Origin of the sequence: Burkholderia oklahomensis C6786, from assembly GCF_000959365.1 — a bacterium.
Lineage (GTDB): Bacteria > Pseudomonadota > Gammaproteobacteria > Burkholderiales > Burkholderiaceae > Burkholderia > Burkholderia oklahomensis.
The window spans coordinates 3,907,814-3,930,639 of sequence record NZ_CP009555.1 but is presented as its reverse complement, the minus strand read 5'-3'; the positions used below and the strand labels follow the sequence as shown (position 1 = coordinate 3,930,639).

At 68.3% G+C, this 22,826-nt stretch carries 24 protein-coding genes; 17 read left to right on the top strand and 7 right to left on the bottom strand.

The window, feature by feature from the left end; all coding sequences use genetic code 11:
* Positions 1–567: 567 nt before the first annotated feature.
* Together BG90_RS17420 and BG90_RS17415 are read right to left on the bottom strand one after the other, a co-directional pair.
* Positions 568–1,341: a GNAT family N-acetyltransferase gene (locus BG90_RS17420; protein ID WP_232288879.1), complete on the bottom strand. Its 774-nt coding sequence runs from the start codon at positions 1,339–1,341 to the stop codon at positions 568–570.
* A gap of 392 nt (positions 1,342–1,733) precedes the next feature.
* Positions 1,734–2,210, bottom strand: coding sequence for a winged helix-turn-helix transcriptional regulator (locus tag BG90_RS17415; protein WP_010103920.1), 477 nt, complete (start codon positions 2,208–2,210; stop codon positions 1,734–1,736).
* A gap of 185 nt (positions 2,211–2,395) precedes the next feature.
* On the opposite strand from BG90_RS17415, the gene BG90_RS17410 reads away from it, so the two are divergent.
* The 5 genes from BG90_RS17410 (at position 2,396) to BG90_RS36790 (ending at position 6,338) form a co-directional block, all read left to right on the top strand.
* A complete protein-coding gene (locus tag BG90_RS17410) occupies positions 2,396–2,833 on the top strand; it encodes a PaaI family thioesterase (RefSeq protein ID WP_010115636.1) in 438 nt (145 codons plus the stop codon).
* A 219-nt stretch (positions 2,834–3,052) separates the two neighbouring features.
* Positions 3,053–4,105: an NADP(H)-dependent aldo-keto reductase gene (locus BG90_RS17405; protein ID WP_010115635.1), complete on the top strand. Its 1,053-nt coding sequence runs from the start codon at positions 3,053–3,055 to the stop codon at positions 4,103–4,105.
* A 298-nt stretch (positions 4,106–4,403) separates the two neighbouring features.
* Entirely contained in the window at positions 4,404–5,465 is a 1,062-nt protein-coding gene (locus tag BG90_RS17400) for a permease (RefSeq protein ID WP_025989822.1), read from the top strand.
* A 313-nt stretch (positions 5,466–5,778) separates the two neighbouring features.
* Positions 5,779–6,201, top strand: a complete 423-nt coding sequence (locus tag BG90_RS17390; protein ID WP_010103912.1) for a hypothetical protein — start codon at positions 5,779–5,781, stop codon at positions 6,199–6,201.
* Positions 6,198–6,338: a hypothetical protein gene (locus BG90_RS36790; RefSeq protein WP_010115632.1), complete on the top strand. Its 141-nt coding sequence runs from the start codon at positions 6,198–6,200 to the stop codon at positions 6,336–6,338. Before BG90_RS17390 ends, BG90_RS36790 begins: the two co-directional genes overlap by 4 nt.
* On the opposite strand, the gene BG90_RS17385 is transcribed toward BG90_RS36790, so the two are convergent.
* Both BG90_RS17385 and nodI read right to left on the bottom strand, forming a co-directional pair.
* Positions 6,316–7,152, bottom strand: coding sequence for an ABC transporter permease (locus BG90_RS17385; protein WP_010103910.1), 837 nt, complete (start codon positions 7,150–7,152; stop codon positions 6,316–6,318). The two genes, BG90_RS36790 and BG90_RS17385, sit on opposite strands and share 23 nt — an antisense overlap.
* 4 nt (positions 7,153–7,156) lie before the next feature.
* Complete coding sequence (gene nodI, locus BG90_RS17380) at positions 7,157–8,071, bottom strand: nodulation factor ABC transporter ATP-binding protein NodI (RefSeq protein ID WP_010103909.1); 915 nt, start codon at positions 8,069–8,071, stop codon at positions 7,157–7,159.
* A 230-nt stretch (positions 8,072–8,301) separates the two neighbouring features.
* Between nodI and BG90_RS17375 the strand changes: the two genes are divergently transcribed.
* A complete protein-coding gene (locus BG90_RS17375; protein WP_025989821.1) occupies positions 8,302–8,796 on the top strand; it encodes a universal stress protein in 495 nt (164 codons plus the stop codon).
* Positions 8,797–9,115: 319 nt separating this feature from the next.
* Here BG90_RS17375 and BG90_RS17370 read toward each other — a convergent pair whose 3' ends face one another.
* The 3 genes from BG90_RS17370 to lexA all read right to left on the bottom strand — a co-directional run bounded on the left by BG90_RS17370 (position 9,116) and on the right by lexA (position 10,939).
* The gene (locus BG90_RS17370) at positions 9,116–9,859 is read right to left on the bottom strand and encodes a DUF2939 domain-containing protein (RefSeq protein WP_025989820.1); all 744 of its coding nucleotides are present in this window, start codon (positions 9,857–9,859) and stop codon (positions 9,116–9,118) included.
* 39 nt (positions 9,860–9,898) lie between these two features.
* Entirely contained in the window at positions 9,899–10,225 is a 327-nt protein-coding gene (locus BG90_RS17365; RefSeq protein WP_010103903.1) for a hypothetical protein, read from the bottom strand.
* Between the two features lie 66 nt (positions 10,226–10,291).
* Positions 10,292–10,939, bottom strand: a complete 648-nt coding sequence (gene lexA, locus BG90_RS17360) for a transcriptional repressor LexA (RefSeq protein ID WP_010103901.1) — start codon at positions 10,937–10,939, stop codon at positions 10,292–10,294.
* 265 nt (positions 10,940–11,204) lie between these two features.
* On the opposite strand from lexA, the gene BG90_RS17350 reads away from it, so the two are divergent.
* From BG90_RS17350 to rbsK, 11 genes are all read left to right on the top strand, one after another.
* Positions 11,205–12,242, top strand: a complete 1,038-nt coding sequence (locus tag BG90_RS17350; RefSeq protein ID WP_010115630.1) for a sulfate ABC transporter substrate-binding protein — start codon at positions 11,205–11,207, stop codon at positions 12,240–12,242.
* A gap of 132 nt (positions 12,243–12,374) precedes the next feature.
* Entirely contained in the window at positions 12,375–13,268 is an 894-nt protein-coding gene (gene cysT, locus BG90_RS17345; RefSeq protein ID WP_010103892.1) for a sulfate ABC transporter permease subunit CysT, read from the top strand.
* On the top strand, positions 13,265–14,236 hold the full coding sequence (gene cysW / locus BG90_RS17340) for a sulfate ABC transporter permease subunit CysW (RefSeq protein WP_010115626.1): 972 nt from the start codon (positions 13,265–13,267) through the stop codon (positions 14,234–14,236). Before cysT ends, cysW begins: the two co-directional genes overlap by 4 nt.
* A 13-nt stretch (positions 14,237–14,249) precedes the next feature.
* Entirely contained in the window at positions 14,250–15,305 is a 1,056-nt protein-coding gene (locus BG90_RS17335; protein ID WP_010115625.1) for a sulfate/molybdate ABC transporter ATP-binding protein, read from the top strand.
* A 70-nt stretch (positions 15,306–15,375) separates the two neighbouring features.
* On the top strand, positions 15,376–16,302 hold the full coding sequence (locus BG90_RS17330) for a CysB family HTH-type transcriptional regulator (RefSeq protein WP_010103872.1): 927 nt from the start codon (positions 15,376–15,378) through the stop codon (positions 16,300–16,302).
* A 43-nt stretch (positions 16,303–16,345) separates the two neighbouring features.
* Positions 16,346–16,705 carry a hypothetical protein gene (locus BG90_RS35255; RefSeq protein WP_124072272.1) on the top strand — a complete coding sequence of 120 codons (360 nt, stop codon included), beginning with the start codon at positions 16,346–16,348 and terminating at the stop codon, positions 16,703–16,705.
* A gap of 221 nt (positions 16,706–16,926) precedes the next feature.
* The gene (locus tag BG90_RS17325) at positions 16,927–17,889 is read left to right on the top strand and encodes a sugar ABC transporter substrate-binding protein (protein ID WP_010115623.1); all 963 of its coding nucleotides are present in this window, start codon (positions 16,927–16,929) and stop codon (positions 17,887–17,889) included.
* Positions 17,890–18,029: 140 nt separating this feature from the next.
* Positions 18,030–19,601, top strand: coding sequence for a sugar ABC transporter ATP-binding protein (locus BG90_RS17320; RefSeq protein ID WP_010115621.1), 1,572 nt, complete (start codon positions 18,030–18,032; stop codon positions 19,599–19,601).
* Positions 19,602–19,683: 82 nt separating this feature from the next.
* A complete protein-coding gene (locus BG90_RS17315) occupies positions 19,684–20,697 on the top strand; it encodes an ABC transporter permease (protein ID WP_010115619.1) in 1,014 nt (337 codons plus the stop codon).
* A 28-nt stretch (positions 20,698–20,725) separates the two neighbouring features.
* A complete protein-coding gene (locus tag BG90_RS17310) occupies positions 20,726–21,757 on the top strand; it encodes a LacI family DNA-binding transcriptional regulator (RefSeq protein WP_010115617.1) in 1,032 nt (343 codons plus the stop codon).
* Positions 21,754–22,728 carry a ribokinase gene (rbsK, locus tag BG90_RS17305; RefSeq protein ID WP_045568252.1) on the top strand — a complete coding sequence of 325 codons (975 nt, stop codon included), beginning with the start codon at positions 21,754–21,756 and terminating at the stop codon, positions 22,726–22,728. Before BG90_RS17310 ends, rbsK begins: the two co-directional genes overlap by 4 nt.
* The last annotated feature ends 98 nt before the right edge of the window (positions 22,729–22,826 follow it).

Below are 22,826 nucleotides of genomic sequence, written 5' to 3'. Positions count from 1 at the left end.
GGATCGGCGGCATGTGCGGGAGCGCGTGCATGCCTGTCGCCAGATCGTTTCTGCGCGTCGCATTCGGTTATTGGGGAGCGGGCGGCGCGGCCTCCGCAACAGTCCAGGCGGGACACTCAGTTTCCCTTAGCCCTCTGGGCCGAGGCCGAGCGATCGGCGCGCTTGCGTGCCGGACTTGGGCCGACCGGAGCGGCCGCAGCGGCGCCCCAATCCTTGGAATCGATCGCCGCACTCGGATTGCACTGCGCTCGCACAGATTGTGCGCAGTGCCGCTTCGATCGACGGCGCGAAGCCGGGCATCTTGCGAATGCGCCTCGTGACGGCGGATGACGAGCGGACTTTCTTGTGTTGGAAGCCGGGAAGAGGGAGGATGCTCGCGTTGCCCGAATCCGGACTCGAACTCGATCGACGCACGTGCGCTTGTGACGGAGCGACGATGCCGTCGCGCGATGCCCGAAGCAGCGCCGAGTTCGACTCGCCCCGACCATAGCGGCGGAAGATCGGCGAATCGTCGGCGGTCGCGGTGCGAGATCGAATGCGCATTGCCCGTCTGCGACAGGCGCACGTCTACCGATCCGAATCGCTGTCGGAACGCGCGGACCACTCGCGCGCGAGCATCGCGAAGATTACGTCGTCGACCCACTCGCCGCACAGACAGTAGCTTTCGATGTGATGCGCCTCTTGCCGGAAGCCGAGCGCCCGAAATAGCGCCATGCTCGCGGTGTTGCGAGGATCGACGGACGCGACGAGTCTGCGATGACCCCATTGTCGAAAAGCGAGGTCGATGCAGGCCGTCATGACTTCGCGCGCGTACCCTTTGCGCTGGTGCGCGGGACTCAGCGAGATGCCGAATTCGACCGGCTCCGTATCGCTTGCGGGAAAATGCACGCCGAGGTCGCCGATCAATTCGCGCGTCGGCTTGCTGCGAATCGCGAGCTGGCACCACGCGCCGGCCTCGCCGAATGCGACGCCCGATTGACGTGCGATGAAATCGCGGGAATCCGCGACGCTGGCCGGACGCCAGCCCTGATATCTCCACACTTCGGGATTGCCGCGATAGTCGAACAGACTTTCGGCGTCTCGTTGATCGAGCGCGTCGAGTACCAATCGCGCCGTTTCGATCGCGGCGCTCGGCTTTCGTGTCATTTCGATATTCCTCCTGGGCGGATTTTGTGGAACGCCGTCGGCAGGCGCGGCGGCGTTGCAGGGCAACATGGTCAACGGTCGAATATATTGCTTGATGTTCGAGTGACCGTTGCCACGCGCGCATAGACAATCATGGCGACCGGCCGTCGAATCCATCTGGTTGCCGAACGAAAGGAGATTCGATTGCGCGGACATCCTTCGCGTGCGCGGTCATGATTCGCAGCCGAACCGTTGCGTTTTGCGTGATGCGCGTCGATCATCGCGGGCGTCGTGGATCTCGATCGACGGAGGCCGATGCAGTGGGCGCGCGCGGTCGCGATCGTCCGCGCTTCGGAAGCGGAGGGCGGTCCGTTGCCCAAGATGCCGGCTGCCGCGACCGGAACGACAGCGGTCGAATTCGGATCGACGCGAGCCGCGAAACGGCGTGACGAACCGGGCGGTATGCCGGGTTCCGCGAGCGCGATCCCTATGCGGCAGGCATCCCGTGGCGACGCGACGCACGTCAACCGCGCCGCGCTTGCTCGCGCGCGTTCAGCCCGGCGCGGCGGTTCCATCGCCGTGCTTCATCGAGCGTGTGCCGCCCGTCGTCATCCGACCTCGTCCACTTGCCGCTCGATCCAGCCGGGCCCGGGCAGCGGCTCGACGTCCTGCGGATCGATCGGCTCCCCGCACTCGGAGCACACCATCACCGGATGCATCACGTGCCCGCATGTCCGGTGTCGCAGCACGACGGGCGGCCCGTTGCCGTCGTCCTTCCACCGATCGCCCCACGCGGCGAGCGCGAGCAGCACCGGATAGAGATCGCGGCCTTTCTGCGACAGTCGGTACTCGAAGCGCGGCGGCCGGTCTTGATACGCGCACTTCGTGAAGATTCCTTCGTCGACGAGCCGCGCGAGCCGCTCCGCGAGCACGTGGCGCGTGAGCCCCAGTTGCGTCTGGAACGCTTCGAAGCGGCGATGGCCGAGAAACGCATTGCGCAGGATCAGCATCGTCCAGCGGTCGCCGAGCACGGCGAGCGTGCGCGCGACCGAACACGGCATCGAGCCGATGTCGTCCCATTTCATGATCGTTTTCCGTGAAAACAGGGGGAAGTGCGTTCGATTATAGAACGCACGCTCGAATCGGCCGCGTCGCTCGCGTGTTGACAGCCGGTGAGCGCGTGCGAATAATGGTCGCCATAGTAAGTTCTTTTTTGGAACTAATCGGCGCGCGACGCGCCGCGTTCCGTATCACTGCGAGGAGTGTGTCGATGAATCCGCTGTCCATGTCCGGTCTCGAACTGCTGCGCGCCGCAGCGGCGGGTGAAGTGCCCGCAGCGACGATTGCCGAGACGATCCCGATGCGGCCCGAGCGCGTCGAGCTCGGCTACGTGAAGATGATCGCGCGCGCCGACGGGCGCCATCTGAATCCGCTCGGCGGCGTGCACGGCGGCTTCGCCGCGACGGTGCTCGATTCGGTCACGGGCTGCGCGGTGCATACGATGCTCGATCCGGGCGTCGGCTACGGCACCGTCGATCTGCACGTGAAGATGCTGCGTCCGGTGCCGCGTGATGTCGATCTCGTCGCCGAGGGGCGCGTGATCCATCTGTCGAGAAGCCTCGGCGTCGCCGAAGGGACCCTGAAGACGCCGGACGACAAGGTGGTCGCGCACGCATCGGCCACATGCTTCATCCAGCGGCCGGCGTGAGCGGCGCATCGGCGGTCGGCGCTCGGCGTCAGACATCGGGCGAGCATTGAGCCGCCGCGGATGCGGGGGCCGAATGATGCGGGGCCGAATGCGAATGCATCGCCGGCGCGCCGACGCCGCGAGCGACGGCCCAGCAGCGCTCGGCGGCTTGCGTCCTGATGCAATCGTTTCGATGTGTTAGCTTCGGGTCTTTGCACCCGAAGCGACAGGAACCGCAGCATGGAATACCGCACACTCGGCGATTCAGGCGTCGAAGTCAGCTTGATCGGTCTCGGCACGATGACCTGGGGCGAGCAGAACACCGAAAGCGATGCGCACGCGCAGCTCGATTACGCGATCGATCAGGGCGTCACGCTGATCGACACCGCCGAGATGTATCCGGTGCCGCCGAAGGCGGAGACGCAGGGCCGCACCGAAGCGTATCTCGGCGCCTGGCTCGCGAAGTGCCCGACGCTGCGCGACAAGCTGACGATCGCGACGAAGATCGCCGGCCCCGCGCGCCAGCCGCACAATCCGACGCACATTCGCGGTGCGGGCAACCAGTTCGACCGCAAGAACCTGACCGAGGCGCTCGACGGCAGCCTGAGGCGCCTGCGCACCGATTACGTCGACCTGTATCAGCTGCACTGGCCGGACCGCAGCACGACGACGTTCGGCCGCCCCGCGTATCCGTGGATCGACGATCCGTACACGGTGCCGATCGAAGAGACGCTCGCCGTCCTCGGCGACTTCGTGAAGGCGGGCAAGGTGCGCCATGTCGGCGTGTCGAACGAGACGCCGTGGGGCGTCGCGCAATTCCTGCGCGCGGCCGAGAAGCTCAGCCTGCCGCGCATCGTCAGCATCCAGAATCCGTACAGCCTGCTGAATCGCACGTTCGAGAACGGCTTGTCGGAGTTCAGCCATCGCGAGCGCATCGGGCTGCTCGCGTATTCGCCGCTCGCGTTCGGCTGGCTGTCCGGCAAGTACGAAGAGGGCGCGCGTCCCGCCGGCGCGCGCATCACGCTGTTCGAGCGCTTCCAGCGCTACAGCAGGCCGCACGCGGTGCAGGCGACGTCGCGCTACGTCGCGCTCGCGAAGCGGCATGGCCTGTCGCCGGCGCAGCTCGCGCTCGCGTTCGTCAACAGCCGGCCGTTCGTGACGAGCAATCTGATCGGCGCGACGTCGCTCGAGCAGCTGCGCGAGAACATTGCGAGCGTCGACGCGAAGCTGCCGCCCGAGATCCTCGCCGAAATCGACGCGCTCCACGAACAGCAGCCGAATCCCGCGCCGTAACGGCGGCCGCGACGCGGCCCGGCCGATGCGTCGCGCGTCGCCGGGCCTTGCTCCGCCGGGCGTGCGGCGTCCGCCGCCGCATATGCCCGGATCGGAGAATCGCGCGCCGCGTGCGATAATCCCGGCTTTCCGTTATCGGTCCGGTTCGTCCGAACCGGGCGTTTGATTCCGCATCCGAAATCGAGGCGTTGATGAGCCGCCATCCGCCGCGCCGTGCCGCGATGCGGCATGCGTCCGTTTCCGGCGTTTCGCTTCGATGCGCAACAACGCTCAATCACACGCATTCACGGCGACCAGCATGAACAGTTCCCGTTCCTACACCCCCCATCCGGCGCTCGGCCTCGCGACGTTCGTCCTGCTGACCGTCGCGGGCCTCTTCTATGTGAAGTGGTTTCCGTACTATCACAAGGCGTTCGTCGCGGCCGAGCATCATTCGATCGGCCAGTCGATCCTGATGGGCGCGGCGGCGCGCGCGCCCGAGCCGTCGCTGCAGGCGGCGCTCGACTACGCGTGGGCGTACGGCAAGGCGATCTGGCAGGCGATGGTGCTGGGCCTCCTGCTCGGCTCGGCGGTGCAGGCGCTCCTGCCCGCGCATTGGGTCGCGCGCGCGCTCGGCGGCAGGGGCTTCGGCAGTGTCGCGGCGGGCGGGCTGCTCGCGCTGCCGGGCATGATGTGCACGTGCTGCGCGGCGCCCGTCGTCGCGGGCCTGCGCGAGCGCGACGCGTCGCCGGGCGGCGCGGTCGCGTTCTGGCTCGGCAACACGGTGCTCAATCCCGCCGCGCTCGTGTTCATGGGCTTCGTGCTCGGCTGGCACTGGAGCGCGCTGCGGCTCGTGCTCGGCGTCGCGTTGGTGTTCGGCGTCGGCTATCTGCTCAACCGTCTCGCCGGGGAGCAGACGCGCGTCGTCGACGACGCGCTGCGCGCGAAGCTCGTCGCCGAGCAGGCGGCGGCCGGCAACGCGTTCGTGCGCTGGATGAAGATCTTCGTGCGGATGACGGTGCGCCTCGTGCCCGAATATCTGGTGCTCGTGCTGTTGCTCGGCGCCGCGCGCGCGTGGTTGTTCCCGCACATCGGGCCGGACGTCGGCAACGGGATCGGCTGGATCGTCGCGTTCGCGATTGCGGGCATGCTGTTCGTGATCCCGACCGCGGGAGAGGTGCCGATCATCCAGGCGATGCTGTCGCTCGGCATGGGCGTCGGGCCGGCGGGCGCGCTGCTGATGACGCTGCCGCCTGTCAGCGTGCCGTCGCTCGCGATGCTCGCGCGCGCGTTCAAGCCGACGACGCTTGCACTCGTCGCGGCGCTCGTCGTCGCGTTCGGGGTGATCGGCGGGCTGGCGGCGGTTGCGCTCGGGTTCTGAGCGCGGCGAGTCCGGAGGCGATCGGCCGGGAAAATGCGATTAGGGCGCTCGGTCGACATGCATCGGCCACGGGCGCGCCTGCGGCGATGCCGGGCCGGATCACGCAATCGGGCTCGGAGATCGGCGGCAGCGGCGATTGGCGATTTCCATTCGGGCGCGACGAGCGGCGACTGACGGCAACCGCCCGGCGATTCCAGCACGACGGATTCGACCGCATCGCCGACACGCCGGCAGTCCGCGCGCACGTTATCGGGCCGGTCTCGGAATCGAGGCCGGCCGTCATTTTCAGAAGCAGAAGCAATCAGGAAAACGCATGACGAAACACAAGGTACATCCCCGCCTCGAACAGGCGCTGACGCGCGGCGATCTCGCGATTCGCCAGGCCAACTCCACGCGTGCGACCGCCGTGCTGAACGCGCTCGGCAAGATGATCGTCGAGGCGTCGGCGACGATCGGCGTCGATGCGAGCATCGACATTCCGCAGGGCGAGCGCGTCTACGATCCGGTCAACGGACTGTGGCCGCAGAAAATGCTCGTGTCGTTCGACGGCCCCGTCGAGGATGCCGACCCGGAGGAATTGCGCACCGTGTATCTGCTCGCCGACGATCCGGGCACGGTGTTCCGCGTCGAATGGCACCGCGCGGACGGCAAGCTCGGCCGGCAGGAGGGCGGGCCGCTCGCGACCGTCGCGTTCCTGACCGACGTCGAGATGCCTTGGAGCGACGACGACGAATGATCGTCGCGCTGGCGGCCGCGCGGCGCGTGGCCGCGGCGCGGCCGAAGGGCCGCACGTTCGGCATTCGGCTCGCGCGCGCCCGGCGTCGCGAGCCTGCCGGGCGGCCCGGTTTCGTCAGCGCATCATCCGACGCCTGAACAGGCGCGCGCACACGAAGAATCCGCCCACCGCGTACGCGGCGAGTATCGCAACGTGGATCGCGACATCGGTCGCCGGACGGCCGAGCATCGCCGGGCGGATCAGATCGACCGCATTCGCGAGCGGCAGCGCGTGCGCGACGCGCTGCGCGAACTCCGGCAACTGCGTGAGCGGGAAGAACACGCCGGACAAGAGCAGCATCGGCGTCAGCGCGAGCGTCTGATAGAACATGAAGAAATCGTAGGACGGCGCGAGCGCGGTGACGATCATCGCGAGGCTCGCGAACGCGAGGCCGGCGAGCGCGATCACCGGCAGGGCGACCAGCATCGACGGAAACTTCGCATAGCCGAGCACGCCGGCGACGAGCATGATCGCCGCGCCCGACAGGATCGCCTTGCTCGCTGCCCAGACGATCTCGCCGAGCACGATGTCGCCGAGCGACAGCGGCGTGTGCATGATCGCTTCCCAGGTGCGCTGCACGTGCATTCGTGAGAAGCCCGAATACATCGATTCGAAGCTCGCCGACATCATCACGCTCGAGCCGACCGTGCCGGCCGCAAGGAACGCGATGTACGACACGCCTTCGACGTGCCCGACCATCAGCCCGAGGCCGAGCCCGAGGCCGAACAGGTAGATCATCGGATCGGCGAGATTGCCGAACATCGACGCGATCGCGAGTTTTTGCCAGACGAGATAATTGCGCCGCCAGACGGCGATCCAGTTGGTCGCGTTCGCGGGCAGCGCGAGCGCGAACGCGGATTCGCGCTCACGGGGCGCGACGGCCGGCTGCGACGTGTAGTGGCGAGTGTCCATTGTTTCAGTCCTGCATCTCGCGGCCGGTCAGCCGCAGGAATACGTCTTCGAGATTCGCGGGGCGGTGCAGATAGCGCAGGCCCGTGCGGCCCTTCAGGCGTGCGTTGATCGGCTCCGGATCGTCGACGTAGCAAAAGAGCGTTTCGCCGCTGATCTCGGTGCGCTTGGCGAGCGGCGCGAGCTCGTCGCGCAGTTGCACGGGATCGGGCCCGTAGATCTCGATCACGTCGCAGCCGATTTCCGTTTCGATCAGCGCGCGCGGCGCGCCTTCCGCGATCTTGCGGCCTTCCTCGATCACGCACAGGCGGTGGCACAGGCGCTCCGCCTCTTCCATGAAGTGCGTGGTCAGCAGAATCGTCTTGCCGCGCCCGAGGAGCGAGCGCAGCCGTTCCCACATCAGATGCCGGGCCTGCGGATCGAGGCCCGTCGTCGGCTCGTCGAGCACGAGCACGTCGGGATCGTTGACGAGCGCGCGGGCCAGCGTGAGCCGCCGCTTCATGCCGCCCGACAGTTCGCTCACCCTCGCGTCGGCCTTGTTCTCGAGCTTCGCGAACGCGAGCAGCGACGGCACGAGCGAGCGCGCCTCGTGTGCGGAGAGCCCGAAGTAGCGGGCGAATACAATCAGGTTCTCGCGGACGGTGAAGTCGGGATCGAGGTTGTCGAACTGCGGCACCACGCCGACGCGGCGCCGCGCATGCCGCGCGCGAGACGGCACGGACTCGCCGCACAGGCTGATCGAGCCCGCGTCCGGATACGTGATGCCGAGCAGCATCTTGAGCGTCGTGGTCTTGCCGGCGCCGTTCGGGCCGAGCAGGCCGAAGCATTCGCCGGGCTGCACGTGAAAGGACAAGCCGTTGACGACGAGCTTGCCGTCGTAGCGTTTCTCGACTGCCTGAAAATCGATCGGTGCGACGGACATGGGCAAGTGAATATCGATTGGAATCGTGCAATACGAACGGGCCATTCTAGTGCATCGATCGCATTGCTTCAGCGCGCTTGCCTCGTCACGGCGCACATTGCTCGACTTCGTGCATCGCATCATCGCGCGTTCGCGGCGCGGGGCGAATCAGCGTTTTCCTGCGCTTGCATCTGGAATTGCGGCGCAGCATGATGGGTTCCATGCGCCGGTCGCGCATTAGGGAGGCCAAGATGGCTAGCTATAAAAAAATACTGTTGTGCTACGACGGCACGCTCGAGGGCCGCAAGGCATTGAGATGCGGCGCCGATCTGGCACGCGATCTGAAAGCCGAAGCACACTTGCTGTCGGTCGTCGATATGCGATCGAGCATCGCGCAAAGCGCCGGCCTGCTGACCGATGTCGCCTGCAGCCGCTTCGAGGAAACCGCACGCGAGATCCTGCAAGAGGGCGTCGACTGGCTGACCGAGCACGGTGTGCAGGCGCAGGGGCATTTCGCGTTCGGCTACCCGATCGACGAGATCGCGAATCTCGCGACCAAGCTCAACGTCGATCTCGTCGTGGTCGGCCATCGCTGCCGTAGCGGTTTGTCGCGGTGGTGGATGGGGTCGGGCAACACGCAACTGCTCGATCGCGTGTCGTGCAGCATTCTGGTCGCGTGCTCGTCGCCGGCGGAGCAGAAGGCTGAAAGCGCGAAGGAAGCAACCGCGGCGGCAGCCGGACGCTGACTACGCCACCGACGCACATCGGCGCGTGGCGCTACGGAGCATGAATCGGCTGCGCGGGGGGCAGCCGATATTCGCCGCTTCGCCTGATCGCCGATGGCCATCATCGGGTAATCTCGCCATCGGTTTTCGCCATCGGTTGATCGGGCAAACGAATCGAACCGGTTCCAGCCGATTTGCAAAGCCGCGCGGCGGGCGGGTCCGGCGGCTCGTCTCGCATCGTTTGAAATCGCCCCGGCCCTCTGCCGTTTCCGTGCGCATGCGCCGGGCCCGGCATTCACGCTTGCTTCATGCGGCATGCGGCCGACGGGCCGATTCAAATTCACTCGCCGTGCAAATCGACCGCCGATAATTTCCAGCCGAGGATTCCGCTGCGACGAAAGATCGCGGCATAGCGCGCGCTGCCGTCGTCGCGGCGATACGTGACGATGAATTCATCGAAGCTCCGGTAGGCGGCGCTCGTCTGCGGCGATGTGCCGGATGGCGAACTTGCGGCGGCGGACGGCGTGCCGGATGCGGGCAACGGCGCGGCTTGCGCCGCCGTGTCGCTCGCGGCAGGCGTCGCGTCGCTTGACGCGGCAACTGAATGGCCGGGGCCACCCGACGACGCACCCGCCGCAGGCGCCACGGCCGCTGCCTGGCTCGCCGCTTGATCGCCGGGCCGGCTCAACTCCGGCGGCCGTTGCCCGGACTGCGCGCGCGGCGGCAAGCCGTTCATCAGCGCGGCGACGCCTTCGGGCGTCGCGTAAGCATCGACGAGCGGGCCGACAAGCGCCGAGCCGATCAGCGCGCCGATGATCGCGATCGGATTGTCGCGTTTTTGCGCGTCGATGCGCCGCATCAATTCGTCGGCGAGCTGCTGCTTCAGGCTGATCCGCAAAGCGGGGAAATCGACATAGGTGCTGATCGCCTGCGCATCGCGCGCATCGATCGCCAGCTTCAGCTGCCTGAGCGCGAGATAGGGCGACGCATACGCATAGACGATCACCGCCGCGGCGACGACAAGCGCCACGACGATCGAAACCGGCTTCAGGAATCGCCTTTGCAGGCGCATGGCAGAATTCAAACGGCCTCCACGACGAGACGGGCGCACGGGCTCCGCAGATCAGAGACCTTGTTGCGTCAGCGAACGTTCCTCGGCGATGCAGCGATCGATCATCCGGCAGATCGCATCGACCGTGCCGACCATGATGAATCGCGACGGCCCATGATAGACGCGCACCGGCGCGCGCCGCTCGGGTTCCGCGTGATGGAGCGAACCGTTCAGCGACACGCGCGCGAATGCCGGCAGTGCGGACGGCAGCAGCGACGGCTGCGCGTCGTGCTCGCCGCGCGGCTGGGCGGCGACGAGCGGCGCGCATGGCGTGCGTCCGCGCAGATGGCGCAGGCGGCCGAATTGGCGGAAGGGCAGCAGGCGGGCGAGGCGTTCCATAGGGTTCTCCAGATCCAGTCGAATGGCGGGATAGACGGGCGTTGCCGCGGGCGGGCTGCGGGGCGGTCAGAACTCGCCCGGGCGGATCAGCCCGACGGCGATGCCTTCGAGCGCGAATTCCGCGCTGCCGGCCTTCACGAAGATGTTCTCGTAATCGGGGTTCTCGGCGATCAACTCGACGCCGCCGGGCCGGCGCTTCAGGCGCTTGACCGTGACGTCGTCGCCGAGCCGCGCGACGATGATCTGGCCGTCCTTCGCCTCGGTCCGCTTCTGCACGGCGAGCAGATCGCCGTCGAGGATGCCGGCGTCGCGCATCGACAGGCCGCGCACCTTCAGCAGGTAGTCCGGCTTGCTCGAGAAGAGTGCGGGATCGCATGCGTAGTGCTGCGAGATGTGCTCCTGCGCGAGGATCGGGCTACCCGCCGCGACGCGGCCGACGAGCGGCAGCGACAGCTGCATCAGCGCCGCGTGCGGCAGCGTCAGCTGGTGCGGCGAATCCTCGATGCCGATCAGGCGAATGCCGCGCGACGCGCCCGCCGCCAGCTCGATCACGCCCTTGCGTGCGAGCGCCCGCAAGTGCTCCTCGGCCGCGTTCGGCGAGCTGAAGCCCAGCTCGGCGGCGATTTCCGCGCGAGTGGGCGGAAAGCCGGAGCGCTCGATCGCGCGACGGATCAAATCGAACACTTGCTGCTGACGGGCGGTGAGTTTGATCATGGCATGACTGTATGGATAGACAGTGAGCTGTATTTTTATACAGTGCTCGGGGAAATTCAAGCGTTACTTGAAGTTCGGCGCTATCACGGCGATTTCGCCGCGATCCGGCTGCGTCGCAGCGCCGCTTCGGCCGCGATAGCCGTCGATCGGGCGGTCGTTACCACTTTTGAGTATTAAAAAATGAGGAACGATTATTTTTAATGATGAAACCTGTTCGTTAGACTGGCCCGACATCACAACCCATGACCCACACGGAGAACAACGGATGGTCAAGCGCAACACGGGGCTGGCGGGCGGCGCACGTCGTCTCATCGCATCACTCGCGCTCGGCGCGGCGGCGGCGCTCGGCGCGCTCACGCCGGCGCTCGCGGACACGACGTTCCTGAACGTCTCGTACGATCCGACGCGCGAGCTCTATCAGGACGTCAATCAGGCGTTCGGCAAGGAGTGGAAGGCGAAGACGGGCGAGACGGTGAACTTCAAGCAGTCGCACGGCGGCTCGGGCGCGCAGGCGCGCTCGGTGCTCGACGGCCTGCAGGCCGACGTCGTGACGCTCGCGCTTGCATACGACATCGACGCGCTCGCGAACAAGGGCCTCATCGACAAGGATTGGCAAAAGCGCTTGCCGGACAACGCGTCGCCGTACACGTCGACGATCGTGTTCCTCGTGCGCAAGGGCAATCCGAAGGGCATCAAGGACTGGGACGACCTCGCGAAGCCGGGCGTGTCGATCGTCACGCCGAACCCGAAGACGTCGGGCGGCGCGCGCTGGAACTACCTCGCCGCCTGGGCGTACGCGCAGCACAAGCCGGGCGGCAATGCGCAGACGGCGAAGGATTTCGTCTCGAAGCTGTACAGGAACGCGGGCGTGCTCGATTCGGGCGCGCGCGGCGCGACGACGAGCTTCGTGCAGCGCGGGATCGGCGACGTGCTGATCGCGTGGGAGAACGAGGCGTTCCTGTCGATCAAGGAGTTCGGCGCCGACAAGTTCGAGATCGTCGTGCCGTCGGCGAGCATTCTCGCGGAGCCGCCCGTCGCGGTCGTCGACAAGGTGGTCGACAAGAAGGGCACGCGCAAGCTCGCGGACGCGTATCTGAACTTCCTGTACAGCAAGGAAGGGCAGGAGATCGCCGCGCGCAATTACTACCGGCCGCGCTCGAAGGACGTGCCGGCCGCGCTCACGAAGCAGTTCCCGAAGCTGAAGCTGTATACGGTCGACGACACGTTCGGCGGCTGGACCCATGCGCAGAAGACGCATTTCGCCGACGGCGGCGTGTTCGATTCGATCTACAAGCCGCAATGAGCGACGACGGGCGGCGCGCCGCGATCGGCGCGCCGTTCCGCAACACAACGACATCGGCTTGACGGACGCGCCGGCAACGCGCGTCCGTCAAGCCGTCGAACCCATGTGCATCACCCTGGAAGAGCATTCCGCATGACGACGTTCACCTTCCGCAAGCCGAGCGCGCTGCCCGGATTCGGCGTGACGCTCGGCATCACGCTGGCCTACCTGAGCCTCGTGGTGCTGATTCCGCTCGCCGCCACTTTCCTGAAGACGGCCACGCTCACCTGGGATCAGTTCGTCGCCGCGACGACGTCGCCGCGCGTGCTCGCGTCGTACCGGCTGACGTTCTCGGCCGCGTTGGGCGGCGCGCTCGTCAACGCGGTGTTCGGCTTTCTCGTCGCGTGGGTGCTCGTGCGCTACTCGTTTCCGTTCAAGCGGCTCGTCGACGCGATCGTCGATCTGCCGTTCGCGCTGCCGACGTCGGTCGCCGGCATCTCGCTCGCGGCCGTCTACGCGCAGAACGGCTGGATCGGCAGCTATCTCGCGCCGCTCGGCATCAAGATCGCGTTCACGCCGTTCGGCGTGCTCGTCGCGCTGACGTTCATCGGCCTGCCGTTCGTCGTACGCACCGTGCAGCCGGTGCTCGAGGATTTCGAGCGCGAGCAGGAGGAAGCGGCCGCGTGCCTCGGCGCGTCGCGCTGGCTCGCGTTCCGGCGCGTCGTGCTGCCCGCCGTGACGCCCGCGCTCCTGACGGGCTTCGCGCTTGCGTTCGCGCGCGCGCTCGGCGAATACGGCTCGGTGATCTTCATCGCGGGCAACGTGCCGATGAAGTCGGAGATCACATCGCTCCTCATCATCACGAAGCTCGAGCAGTACGACTATGCGGGCGCGACGGCGCTCGCCGTCGTGATGCTCGTCGTGTCGTTCGTGATGCTGCTCCTCATCAATACGCTGCAGTGGTATCTGCAGCGCCGCACCAGCCGCGGCGCAAGCGGCCCGGCGCCGACGGCGCACGCGGCGACCGCCCTCGGAGGCGCGCAATGAGCCACGACGCCGTTCAATCACGCGCCGTCGCGGCGCCCGCCGATGCGCGCCGCGCCGCCGCCGACGCGAGTGCGCGCGCCCGGCGCCTCGATCCCGTCAGCGAGCCGCGCGCGGTGCGCTGGCTGCTCACGGGCACGGCGCTCGTGTTCCTCGCGCTCTTTCTCGTCGTGCCGCTCGCCGCGGTGTTCTTCGAGGCGCTGCGCAAGGGCCTCGATTTCTATCTCGAATCGCTCGCCGACCCGGATGCATGGTCGGCGATCAAGCTGACGCTGACCGTCGCCGCGATCGCGGTGCCGCTCAATCTCGTGTTCGGCGTGTGCGCGTCGTGGGCGATCGCGAAGTTCGAATTCAAGGGGAAGGCGCTCCTGACGACGCTCATCGACCTGCCGTTCTCGGTGTCGCCCGTGATCTCGGGCCTCGTCTACGTGCTGCTGTTCGGCGCGCAGGGCTGGTTCGGGCCCTGGCTGCAGGCGCACGACGTGCAGATCATCTTCGCGGTGCCGGGCATCGTGCTCGCGACGATCTTCGTCACGTTCCCGTTCGTCGCGCGCGAGCTGATCCCGCTGATGCAGGCGCAGGGCTCCGACGAGGAGGAGGCCGCGCGCGTGCTCGGCGCGTCCGGCTGGCAGATCTTCCGCCGCGTGACGCTGCCGAACGTGAAGTGGGGCCTGCTGTACGGCGTGATCCTCTGCAACGCGCGCGCGATGGGCGAGTTCGGCGCGGTGTCGGTCGTGTCCGGCCACATCCGCGGCCAGACCGACACGATGCCGCTGCACGTCGAGATTCTCTACAACGAGTACAACTTCGCGGCCGCGTTCGCGGTGGCGTCGGTGCTCGCGCTCCTCGCGCTCGTCACGCTCGCGCTCAAGCTCTTCGCCGAGCGACGGCTGTCCGCCGAACTCGCGGGCGGCCGCGACGCCGCGCCCGCCGCGCATCCGAGCGCCGCCGTCACTTCGTCGATTTCATAAAGAGGCAAACCAGATGGGCATCATCGTTCGTAACCTGCACAAGCGTTTCGGCGACTTCACCGCGCTCGACGACGTCACGCTCGACTTTCCGGCGGGCGAGCTCGTCGCGCTCCTCGGGCCGTCCGGCTGCGGCAAGACGACGCTCCTGCGCGTGATCGCGGGCCTCGAGCACGCGGATTCGGGGCAGGTTGTGCTGCAAGGGCTCGACGTCGCATCGGTCGGCGCGCGCGAGCGGCAGGTCGGCTTCGTGTTCCAGCACTACGCGCTGTTCCGGCATATGACGGTGTTCGAGAACGTCGCGTTCGGGCTGCGCGTGAAGCCGCGCCGCGAGCGGCCGAGCGAGGCCGCGATCCGCGACAAGGTGCACGAATTGCTGTCGCTCGTGCAGCTCGACTGGCTCGCGCAGCGCTATCCGTCCGAGCTGTCGGGCGGCCAGCGGCAGCGGATCGCGCTTGCGCGCGCGCTCGCCGTCGAGCCGAAGGTGCTGCTGCTCGACGAGCCGTTCGGCGCGCTCGACGCGAAGGTGCGCAAGGAGCTGCGCAGCTGGCTGCGCCGGCTGCACGACGACTTGCACATCTCGACGATCTTCGTCACGCACGATCAGGAGGAGGCGCTCGAAGTGGCCGACCGGATCGTCGTGCTCGATCACGGCCGCGTCGAGCAGGTCGGCAGCCCGCAGGACGTCTACGACCATCCGCGGAGCGCGTTCGTCTACGAGTTCCTCGGCGCGGCGAACCGGCTCGACGGCACCGTGAACGGCACGGGCTTCGTCGCGAACGGCGCGGCCGGGGCGATCGCCGTCGACGCGGATTTCGCGGGCCCGGCGCGCGCATACGTGCGGCCGCACGACCTGGCGCTCGTCGCGCCGGGCGCGCGCGCGGACGGCATCGCGGCCGACGTGCGGCGCGTCGTGCCGCTCGGCGGCTCGGTGCGCGTCGAGCTCGCCGTGCGCGCGGGCGGCGTGCTCGAAGCGGAGCTCGATCGCAACGCATGGCGCGCGCTCGCGCTCGACGTCGGCGACGCGCTGACGGCCGTTCCGCGCGCGGTGCGCGTGTTCCCGGCGCGCTGAGCGCCCGCGCGCGGATCGATTGCGGACGATCGATTTCAAACCAACAAAGACATCGCCTGAGAGGCTACCCATGAACTTTCAACAGTTGCGCTTCGTGCGCGAGGCCGTGCGGCAGAACATGAACCTGACGGAAGTCGCGAACGTGCTGTATACGTCGCAGTCGGGGGTTTCGAAGCAGATCAAGGATCTGGAGGACGAGCTCGGCGTCGACATCTTCATTCGCCGCGGCAAGCGCCTCACGGGCCTCACGGAGCCGGGCAAGGCCGTCCATCAGCTGATCGAGCGGATGCTGCTCGACGCGGAGAATCTGCGCCGCGTCGCGCGCCAGTATGCGGACCAGGACAGCGGCCACCTCGTCGTCGCGACGACCCACACGCAGGCGCGCTACGCGCTGCCGAAGGTGATCCGCCAGTTCACCGACGTTTATCCGAAGGTGCATCTCGCGCTGCGCCAGGGCAGCCCGCAGCAGATCGCGCAGATGATCCTGAGCGGCGAGGCGGACATCGGCATCTCGACCGAGGCGCTCGACCGCTATCCGGACATCGTCACGTTCCCGTGCTATTCGTGGCACCACGTCGTCGTCGTGCCGAAGGGGCATCCGCTCGTCGGCCGCGAGAAGGTGACGCTCGACGACATCGCCGAGTATCCGATCATCACGTACGACCAGGATTTCACCGGCCGCTCGCACATCGACCAGGCGTTCGCGAACGCGGGCGCGGTGCCGGACGTCGTGTTGACGGCGATCGACGCGGACGTGATCAAGACCTACGTCGAGCTCGGGATGGGGATCGGCGTCGTCGCCGCGATGGCGTACGACGCGCAGCGCGACACGGGGCTCGTCGCGCTCGACACGCAGCACCTGTTCGAGGCGAGCACGACGCGCGTCGGGTTGCGCCGCGGCGCGTTCCTGCGCGCGTACGCATACCGGCTGATCGAGATGTTCGCGCCGCATCTGTCCGAAGGCGAGATCGCCGGGCAATTGCGGGAAGCGGCCTGAGTCCGGGCGAGCGCGAGCGGTTCGAGGCGGTTGCGGCGGCGGAATGCGCGGCGGCGATTCGGCTGCCGTGCGAAGCCGTCGCGCTGTGCCGCCCGATTTTCTGATTTCCCGGCCTCGATGCCGCGATGCGTCGATCGCGCGCCGCCGGATCGGCGTCCTTGGCTTCGGCCCCGGCCGCGCGCCCGGGGCCGGCGTCAAGTCGAACGCTTCGCCGTTGCCGGACGGTTGGCCGGATGCCGTCATCGAGCCGCCATCGCAACCCCGTCCGTTCGGTGCGCCGATTCCCGCCGCCGCCGCGCCGCGGCCGGTCCTTCGCATGGCCGCCGCCGCCGCGCCGCCTGTCGTTTTCCTTTCCGCACGTTCTCCGAACAAACCCTTAAACGCCCGAATCGGCGTTGCGTAATACGAAGAAAAAGCTGACGATAGGCGCTCCCGATATGAAGAAAAAGGACCGGGATGCGCAGTTTGCGCGGCCAACCGGACGCAGGCAGTCTCTTCCGACGTATTCCCTTCGTGGCGCAGAGGTTCGAAACGCCCAAGTCGATTTGGTTTGCGCAAACGTTTGCTCGTCGTCAAAACGACACTCGGTCCGCCCGGGACAACAACCACTGCCAGGAGAGTCGCATGGATGTCAGCCTCCGCCGCCGCGTGCTAGTCGCCGCGGCCGTTTGCGTCGCCGTCGCCGCTGCCGGGCCGTTCTCGGTCGCACGGGCCGAGACCGCGCACAAGCCGAAGGTCGCCCTCGTGATGAAGTCGCTCGCGAACGAGTTCTTCCTCACGATGGAAAACGGCGCGAAGGAGTATCAGAAACACAACGCGAGCCAGTTCGATCTCGTCACGAACGGCATCAAGGATGAAACCGACACCGCGAGCCAGATCCGCATCGTCGAGCAGATGATCGTGTCCAAGGTCGACGCGATCGTGCTCGCGCCCGCCGATTCGAAGGCGCTCGTGCCCGTCGTGAAAAAGGCCGTCGACGCGGGGATCATCGTCGTCAACATCGACAACCGGCTCGATCCGGACGTGCTCAAGTCGAAGAACCTGAAAGTGCCGTTCGTCGGCCCGGACAACCGCAAGGGCGCGCGGATGGTCGGCGACTATCTCGCGAAGCGGCTGAAGGCGGGCGATGCGGTCGGCATCGTCGAGGGCGTGCCGACGACGACCAACGCGCAGCAGCGCACCGCGGGCTTCCAGGACGCGATGAAGGCGGCCGGCGCGAAGGTCGTGTCGGTCCAGTCGGGCGAATGGGGGATCGACAAGGGCAATGCGGTCGCGTCCGCGATGCTCAACGAATATCCGAACCTGAAGGCGCTCCTGTGCGGCAACGACAACATGGCGATCGGCGCCGTGTCCGCGGTGCGCGCGGCGGGCCGCCAGGGCAAGGTGTACGTCGTCGGCTACGACAACATCAACGCGATCAAGCCGATGCTGAAGGACGGCCGCGTGCTCGCGACCGCCGACCAGTACGCGGCGAAGCAGGCCGTGTTCGGCATCGACACCGCGCTGAAGGCGCTCGCCGAGCACCGCAAGCAGGCCGACATGACGGGCGTCGTCGCGACCCCGGTCGATCTCGTGACGAAGCCGTAACCCGGCGCGGCGGCGCCCGGCGCGCCGCTCAAGATCGCCGCGAGGCGGCCGTTATCACGTCGGAGCGTGACCCAGGCCGCCTCGCGTCCTCGTCCGCGCGGCTGCGCGGATCGCGTGAACCGCATTTCTTCAGGACCGCGATGGATTCGACCGACCCAGATTCGACGCATAACGCGCCGACGCTCGTCGTGACCGGCATCGGCAAGACATATGCCGAGCCCGTGCTCGCCGACGTGTCGCTGTCGCTGCATCCGGGCGAGGCGCTCGCGCTGACGGGCGAGAACGGCGCGGGCAAGAGCACGCTGTCGAAGATCGTCGCCGGGCTCGTCGCGCCGACGGCCGGCGCGATGCGGCTCGCGGGCGCGCCGTATGCGCCTCGCAGCCGCGCGCACGCGGAGGCGCTCGGCGTGCGGATGGTGATGCAGGAGCTCAACCTCGTCCCGACGCTCACCGTCGCCGAAAACCTGTTTCTCGACCGCTTGCCGCACCGGTTCGGCGTGATCGACCGCCGGCGGCTCGCCGACGACGCGCGCGCGGCGATGGCGCGCGTCGGGCTCGACGCGCTCGATCCGGACACGCCCGTCGGCGCGCTCGGGATCGGCCATCAGCAGATGGTCGAGATCGCGCGCAGTCTCGCGGGCGACTGCCGCGTGCTGATCCTCGACGAGCCGACCGCGATGCTGACCGCGCGCGAAGTCGAGCTGCTGTTCGATCAGATCGCGCGGCTGAAGGCCGAAGGCGTCGCGCTCGTCTACATCTCGCACCGGCTCGAGGAGCTCGCGCGGGTCGCGGAGCGGGTCGCCGTGCTGCGCGACGGCCGGCTCGTGCACGTCGACGGGATCGACGCGCAGCCGACCGAGCGGCTCGTCGCGCTGATGGCCGGGCGCGAGATCGCCGAGCAGGCGGTGCACGGCGCGCGCACGCCGGGCGCGCCGCGCCTGAGGGTCGAGCGCCTGTCGCGCGGCGACGCGGTGCGCGACGTGTCGTTCGACGTGCGCGCGGGCGAGATCTTCGGCATTTCCGGGCTGATCGGCGCCGGACGCACCGAACTCTTGCGGCTCATCTACGGCGCGGATGCGGCCGATGACGGCGCCGTGTCGATCGGCGATCCGCCGCGGCCCGCCGCGATCCGCTCGCCCGCCGACGCGGTGCGTCACGGAATCGCGCTCGTGAGCGAAGACCGCAAGGGCGAAGGGCTGCTGCTGCCGCAGTCGATCGCGGCGAACCTGTCGCTCGGGCAGCTCACGCGCGTCGCGCGCGGCGGGATCGTCGACGCGCAGCGCGAAAACGCGCTCGCGGCGCGGCAGATCGACGCACTGCGGATCCGCGCGCGCGGCCCGGCGCAGGCGGTGTCGGAACTGTCGGGCGGCAACCAGCAGAAGGTTGCGATCGGACGCTGGCTCGGGCGCGACATGGGCGTGCTGCTGTTCGACGAGCCGACCCGCGGGATCGACGTCGGCGCGAAGTTCGACATCTACGCGCTCCTCGACGCGCTCGCGCGCGAAGGCCGCGCGATCGTCGTCGTGTCGAGCGACCTGCGCGAGCTGATGCTGATCTGCGACCGGATCGGCGTGATGTCGGCGGGGCGCATGGACGCCGTATTCGCGCGCGGCGCGTGGACGCAGGATGCGCTTCTCGCCGCGGCCTTCGCCGGCTACGCGCGCCGCGACGCGGCATCGCATCCGCTCGACGACAGCCGGCCCGCCGCGTGACCGGGAGCCCGGCGCGGCGAACCCGGCTCGCGCCCGACGCGCCACTCAATCCACCGAGACAGCAACACACAGGACTTCCACGATGAACGACCGATCCATCGACCGAAACGCCAATGCCCCGTCCGGGCAGGCGGCCGCCGTCGCGACGAAGCGGGCCGGCGTGCGGCTCGGCCTGTCGAACTACGTCGGACTCGCGCTCGCGCTCCTTGCGCTGATCGCGCTTTTCTCGACGCTCAGCTCGCACTTCCTGACGTACGACACGTTCAGCACGATCGCGAACCAGATTCCCGATCTCGTCGTGCTGTCGGTCGGCATGACCTTCGTCCTCATCATCGCGGGGATCGACCTGTCGGTCGGCTCCGTGCTCGCGCTCGCGGCGTCGGTCGTGAGCGTCGCCGCGCTGCGCTGGCAGTGGCCGCCGCTCGCCGCCGCGCTCGTCGGCGTCGCGGCGGCCGCCGCGACGGGCACGCTGACGGGCGCCGTCACGGTCGGCTGGCGGATCCCGTCGTTCATCGTGTCGCTCGGCGTGCTGGAGGCGGCGCGCGGCGTCGCGTACCAACTGACGAATTCGCGCACCGCGTACATCGGCGACGCATTCGACTTCCTGTCGAATCCGATCGCGCTCGGCATCTCGCCCGCGTTCCTGATCGCGGTCGCGGTGATGGTCGTCGCGCAATTCGTGCTCGCGCGCACGGTGTTCGGCCGCTATCTCGTCGGTATCGGCACGAACGAGGAAGCGGTGCGACTGGCCGGGGTTAACCCGCGCCCGTATAAAATCATCGTTTTCGCGCTGATGGGCGCGCTTGCGGGGCTCGCCGCGCTGTTCCAGATCTCCCGGCTCGAAGCCGCCGATCCGAACGCGGGCGCGGGCCTCGAGCTGCAGGTGATCGCGGCCGTCGTGATCGGCGGCACGAGCCTGATGGGCGGTCGCGGCTCGGTCGTCAGCACGTTCTTCGGCGTGTTGATCATCTCGGTGCTCGCGGCGGGGCTCGCGCAGATCGGCGCGAACGAGCCGACCAAGCGCATCATCACCGGCGCCGTGATCGTCGTGGCCGTCGTGCTCGACACGTATCGCAGCCGGCGCGCGCGGGGATAGCAAGAACAACGAACCAGAGAGAAACGGAATGGCGACGATCAAGGATGTGGCGGCCATCGCCGGCGTGTCGTTTACGACGGTGTCGCACGTGGTCAACAATTCGCGGCCCGTGTCGGCCGACGTGCGGGCCAAGGTCGAGCGGGCGATCCGCGAGCTCAACTACGTGCCGTCGGCCGTCGCGCGCTCGCTGAAGGCGCGCTCGACGGCCACCATCGGCCTCGTGGTGCCGAACAGCACGAACCCGTATTTCGCCGAGCTCGCGCGCGGCATCGAGGATCAATGCGCGCTGTCCGGCTACTGCGTGTTCCTGTGCAACTCGGACGACGATCCGGAAAAGCAGCGCAACTACCTGCGCGTGCTGCAGGAAAAGCGCATCGACGGGCTCATCATCGCGTCGGCGGGCGACGACGCGGTGCTCGCGCAGACGCTCGCCGACACGCGCGAGCCGCTCGTCGTGGTCGACCGGAACATCGAGGGGCTCGCCGCGGATCTCGTGCAGATCGACCACGAGCGCGGCGCGTATCTCGCGACGCGGCATCTGCTCGAGCTCGGCCACGCGAAGATCGGCTGCATCACGGGCGCCGTGTCGACCGCGGTGAGCGCGATGCGCGTGCACGGCTTCATTCGCGCGATGGCCGAGCGCGGCATCGACATCGTGCCGGGCGCGATCGCCGAAAGCGATTTTTCGTGCATCGGCGGCTATCACGCGGCCGTGCGCCTCTTCGACACCGTGCGTCCGAGCGCGATCTTCGCGGGCAACGACCTGATGGGGCTCGGCGCGCTGCGCGCGGCCGCCGAGCGCGGGATCCGCGTGCCGGCCGACTGCTCGATCATCGGCTTCGACGACATCGAGCTGTCGCGCTACACGTACCCGGCGCTGTCGACGGTCGGCCAGTCGGTGCGCGCATTGGGCGAAATGGCCGCGCAGACGCTGATCGAGCGGATCGGCTGCGGCGCGTCGGGCGCGCCGCAGCGCCGGCGCGTCGTGTCGCCGCGCCTCGTGCTGCGCGAATCGACGACCGTCTACGTGGAGCCGGCCGACGCCGGGTATCGCGGATGACGGCGGCGCCCGAACGTGCGGCGGAACGCGCCGCGCCTGCACGCGGCGGCAGGGTGATGGTCGTCGGCAGTCTCAACGTGGATCTCGTCGTGCGCTCGCCGCGGCTGCCGCAGCCGGGCGAGACGCTCGCCGGCCGCTCGTTCGCGCAGGCGGCGGGCGGCAAGGGCGGCAACCAGGCGGTCGCGGCCGCGCGGCTCGGCGCGCAGGTCGCGATGCTCGGGCGCGTCGGCGCCGACGAGCACGGCGCCGCGCTGCGCGCGGGGCTCGTCGCCGAAGGGATCGATTGCGGCGCGCTGTCGGTCAGCGCGACGGCGACGACGGGCGTCGCGCTCATCGTCGTCGACGATGCGAGCCAGAACGCGATCGTGATCGTCGCGGGCAGCAATGGCGAAGTGACGCCCGACTCGATCGCCGGGCATGAGGCGGCGCTCGCGGCCGCGGACGTGCTGATCTGCCAGCTGGAGACGCCCGAGGATGCGGTCCGTGCGGCGCTTGCCGCCGGCCGCCGGCTCGGCAAGACGGTCGTGCTGAATCCGGCGCCCGCCTCCCGTCCGCTGCCCGCCGGCTGGCTGCCGCTCGTCGATTACCTGATCCCGAACGAAGTCGAAGCCGCCGCGCTGACCGGGCTGCCGGTGCGCGATCCGGCGAGCGCCGAGGCGGCCGCGCGTGCGCTCGCGGCGGCGGGCGCGCGCAATGTGATCGTCACGCTCGGCGGGCAGGGCGCGGTCGCGCTGACGGCCGACGGCGCGGCGCGCCACTATCCGGCGCCGCGCGTCACCCCCGTCGACACGACGGCGGCGGGCGACACGTTCATCGGCGGCTTCGCCGCGCGGCTCGCCGCGGGCGCCGCGCCGCACGACGCGATCCTGTTCGCGCAGCGCGCGGCGGCGCTGTCGGTCACGCGCGCGGGCGCGCAGCCGTCGATTCCGACGCTCGCCGAGCTCGACGCGTTCGTGCCGGACCGGGCATGACGCAGGCCACGCCGCACCGGCGCTCGTAAGTAAAAAGAAAGAAAATATCGAGCCGGTGCGCGTGGCGAACAAGATTTCCTTCAGATCGATTGCTGCGC

What these genes read in the sequence shown, in the direction of transcription:
- BG90_RS17420 (WP_232288879.1), bottom strand. Translation starts at nt 1,341, where the DNA reads ATGTCCGCGCAATCGAATCTCCTTTCGTTCGGCAACCAGATGGATTCG.
- BG90_RS17415 (WP_010103920.1), bottom strand. Translation starts at nt 2,210, where the DNA reads ATGAAATGGGACGACATCGGCTCGATGCCGTGTTCGGTCGCGCGCACG.
- BG90_RS17410 (WP_010115636.1), top strand. Translation starts at nt 2,396, where the DNA reads ATGAATCCGCTGTCCATGTCCGGTCTCGAACTGCTGCGCGCCGCAGCG.
- BG90_RS17405 (WP_010115635.1), top strand. Translation starts at nt 3,053, where the DNA reads ATGGAATACCGCACACTCGGCGATTCAGGCGTCGAAGTCAGCTTGATC.
- BG90_RS17400 (WP_025989822.1), top strand. Translation starts at nt 4,404, where the DNA reads ATGAACAGTTCCCGTTCCTACACCCCCCATCCGGCGCTCGGCCTCGCG.
- BG90_RS17390 (WP_010103912.1), top strand. Translation starts at nt 5,779, where the DNA reads ATGACGAAACACAAGGTACATCCCCGCCTCGAACAGGCGCTGACGCGC.
- BG90_RS36790 (WP_010115632.1), top strand. Translation starts at nt 6,198, where the DNA reads ATGATCGTCGCGCTGGCGGCCGCGCGGCGCGTGGCCGCGGCGCGGCCG.
- BG90_RS17385 (WP_010103910.1), bottom strand. Translation starts at nt 7,152, where the DNA reads ATGGACACTCGCCACTACACGTCGCAGCCGGCCGTCGCGCCCCGTGAG.
- nodI (WP_010103909.1), bottom strand. Translation starts at nt 8,071, where the DNA reads ATGTCCGTCGCACCGATCGATTTTCAGGCAGTCGAGAAACGCTACGAC.
- BG90_RS17375 (WP_025989821.1), top strand. Translation starts at nt 8,302, where the DNA reads ATGGCTAGCTATAAAAAAATACTGTTGTGCTACGACGGCACGCTCGAG.
- BG90_RS17365 (WP_010103903.1), bottom strand. Translation starts at nt 10,225, where the DNA reads ATGGAACGCCTCGCCCGCCTGCTGCCCTTCCGCCAATTCGGCCGCCTG.
- lexA (WP_010103901.1), bottom strand. Translation starts at nt 10,939, where the DNA reads ATGATCAAACTCACCGCCCGTCAGCAGCAAGTGTTCGATTTGATCCGT.
- BG90_RS17350 (WP_010115630.1), top strand. Translation starts at nt 11,205, where the DNA reads ATGGTCAAGCGCAACACGGGGCTGGCGGGCGGCGCACGTCGTCTCATC.
- cysT (WP_010103892.1), top strand. Translation starts at nt 12,375, where the DNA reads ATGACGACGTTCACCTTCCGCAAGCCGAGCGCGCTGCCCGGATTCGGC.
- cysW (WP_010115626.1), top strand. Translation starts at nt 13,265, where the DNA reads ATGAGCCACGACGCCGTTCAATCACGCGCCGTCGCGGCGCCCGCCGAT.
- BG90_RS17335 (WP_010115625.1), top strand. Translation starts at nt 14,250, where the DNA reads ATGGGCATCATCGTTCGTAACCTGCACAAGCGTTTCGGCGACTTCACC.
- BG90_RS17330 (WP_010103872.1), top strand. Translation starts at nt 15,376, where the DNA reads ATGAACTTTCAACAGTTGCGCTTCGTGCGCGAGGCCGTGCGGCAGAAC.
- BG90_RS35255 (WP_124072272.1), top strand. Translation starts at nt 16,346, where the DNA reads ATGCGCGGCGGCGATTCGGCTGCCGTGCGAAGCCGTCGCGCTGTGCCG.
- BG90_RS17325 (WP_010115623.1), top strand. Translation starts at nt 16,927, where the DNA reads ATGGATGTCAGCCTCCGCCGCCGCGTGCTAGTCGCCGCGGCCGTTTGC.
- BG90_RS17320 (WP_010115621.1), top strand. Translation starts at nt 18,030, where the DNA reads ATGGATTCGACCGACCCAGATTCGACGCATAACGCGCCGACGCTCGTC.
- BG90_RS17315 (WP_010115619.1), top strand. Translation starts at nt 19,684, where the DNA reads ATGAACGACCGATCCATCGACCGAAACGCCAATGCCCCGTCCGGGCAG.
- BG90_RS17310 (WP_010115617.1), top strand. Translation starts at nt 20,726, where the DNA reads ATGGCGACGATCAAGGATGTGGCGGCCATCGCCGGCGTGTCGTTTACG.
- rbsK (WP_045568252.1), top strand. Translation starts at nt 21,754, where the DNA reads ATGACGGCGGCGCCCGAACGTGCGGCGGAACGCGCCGCGCCTGCACGC.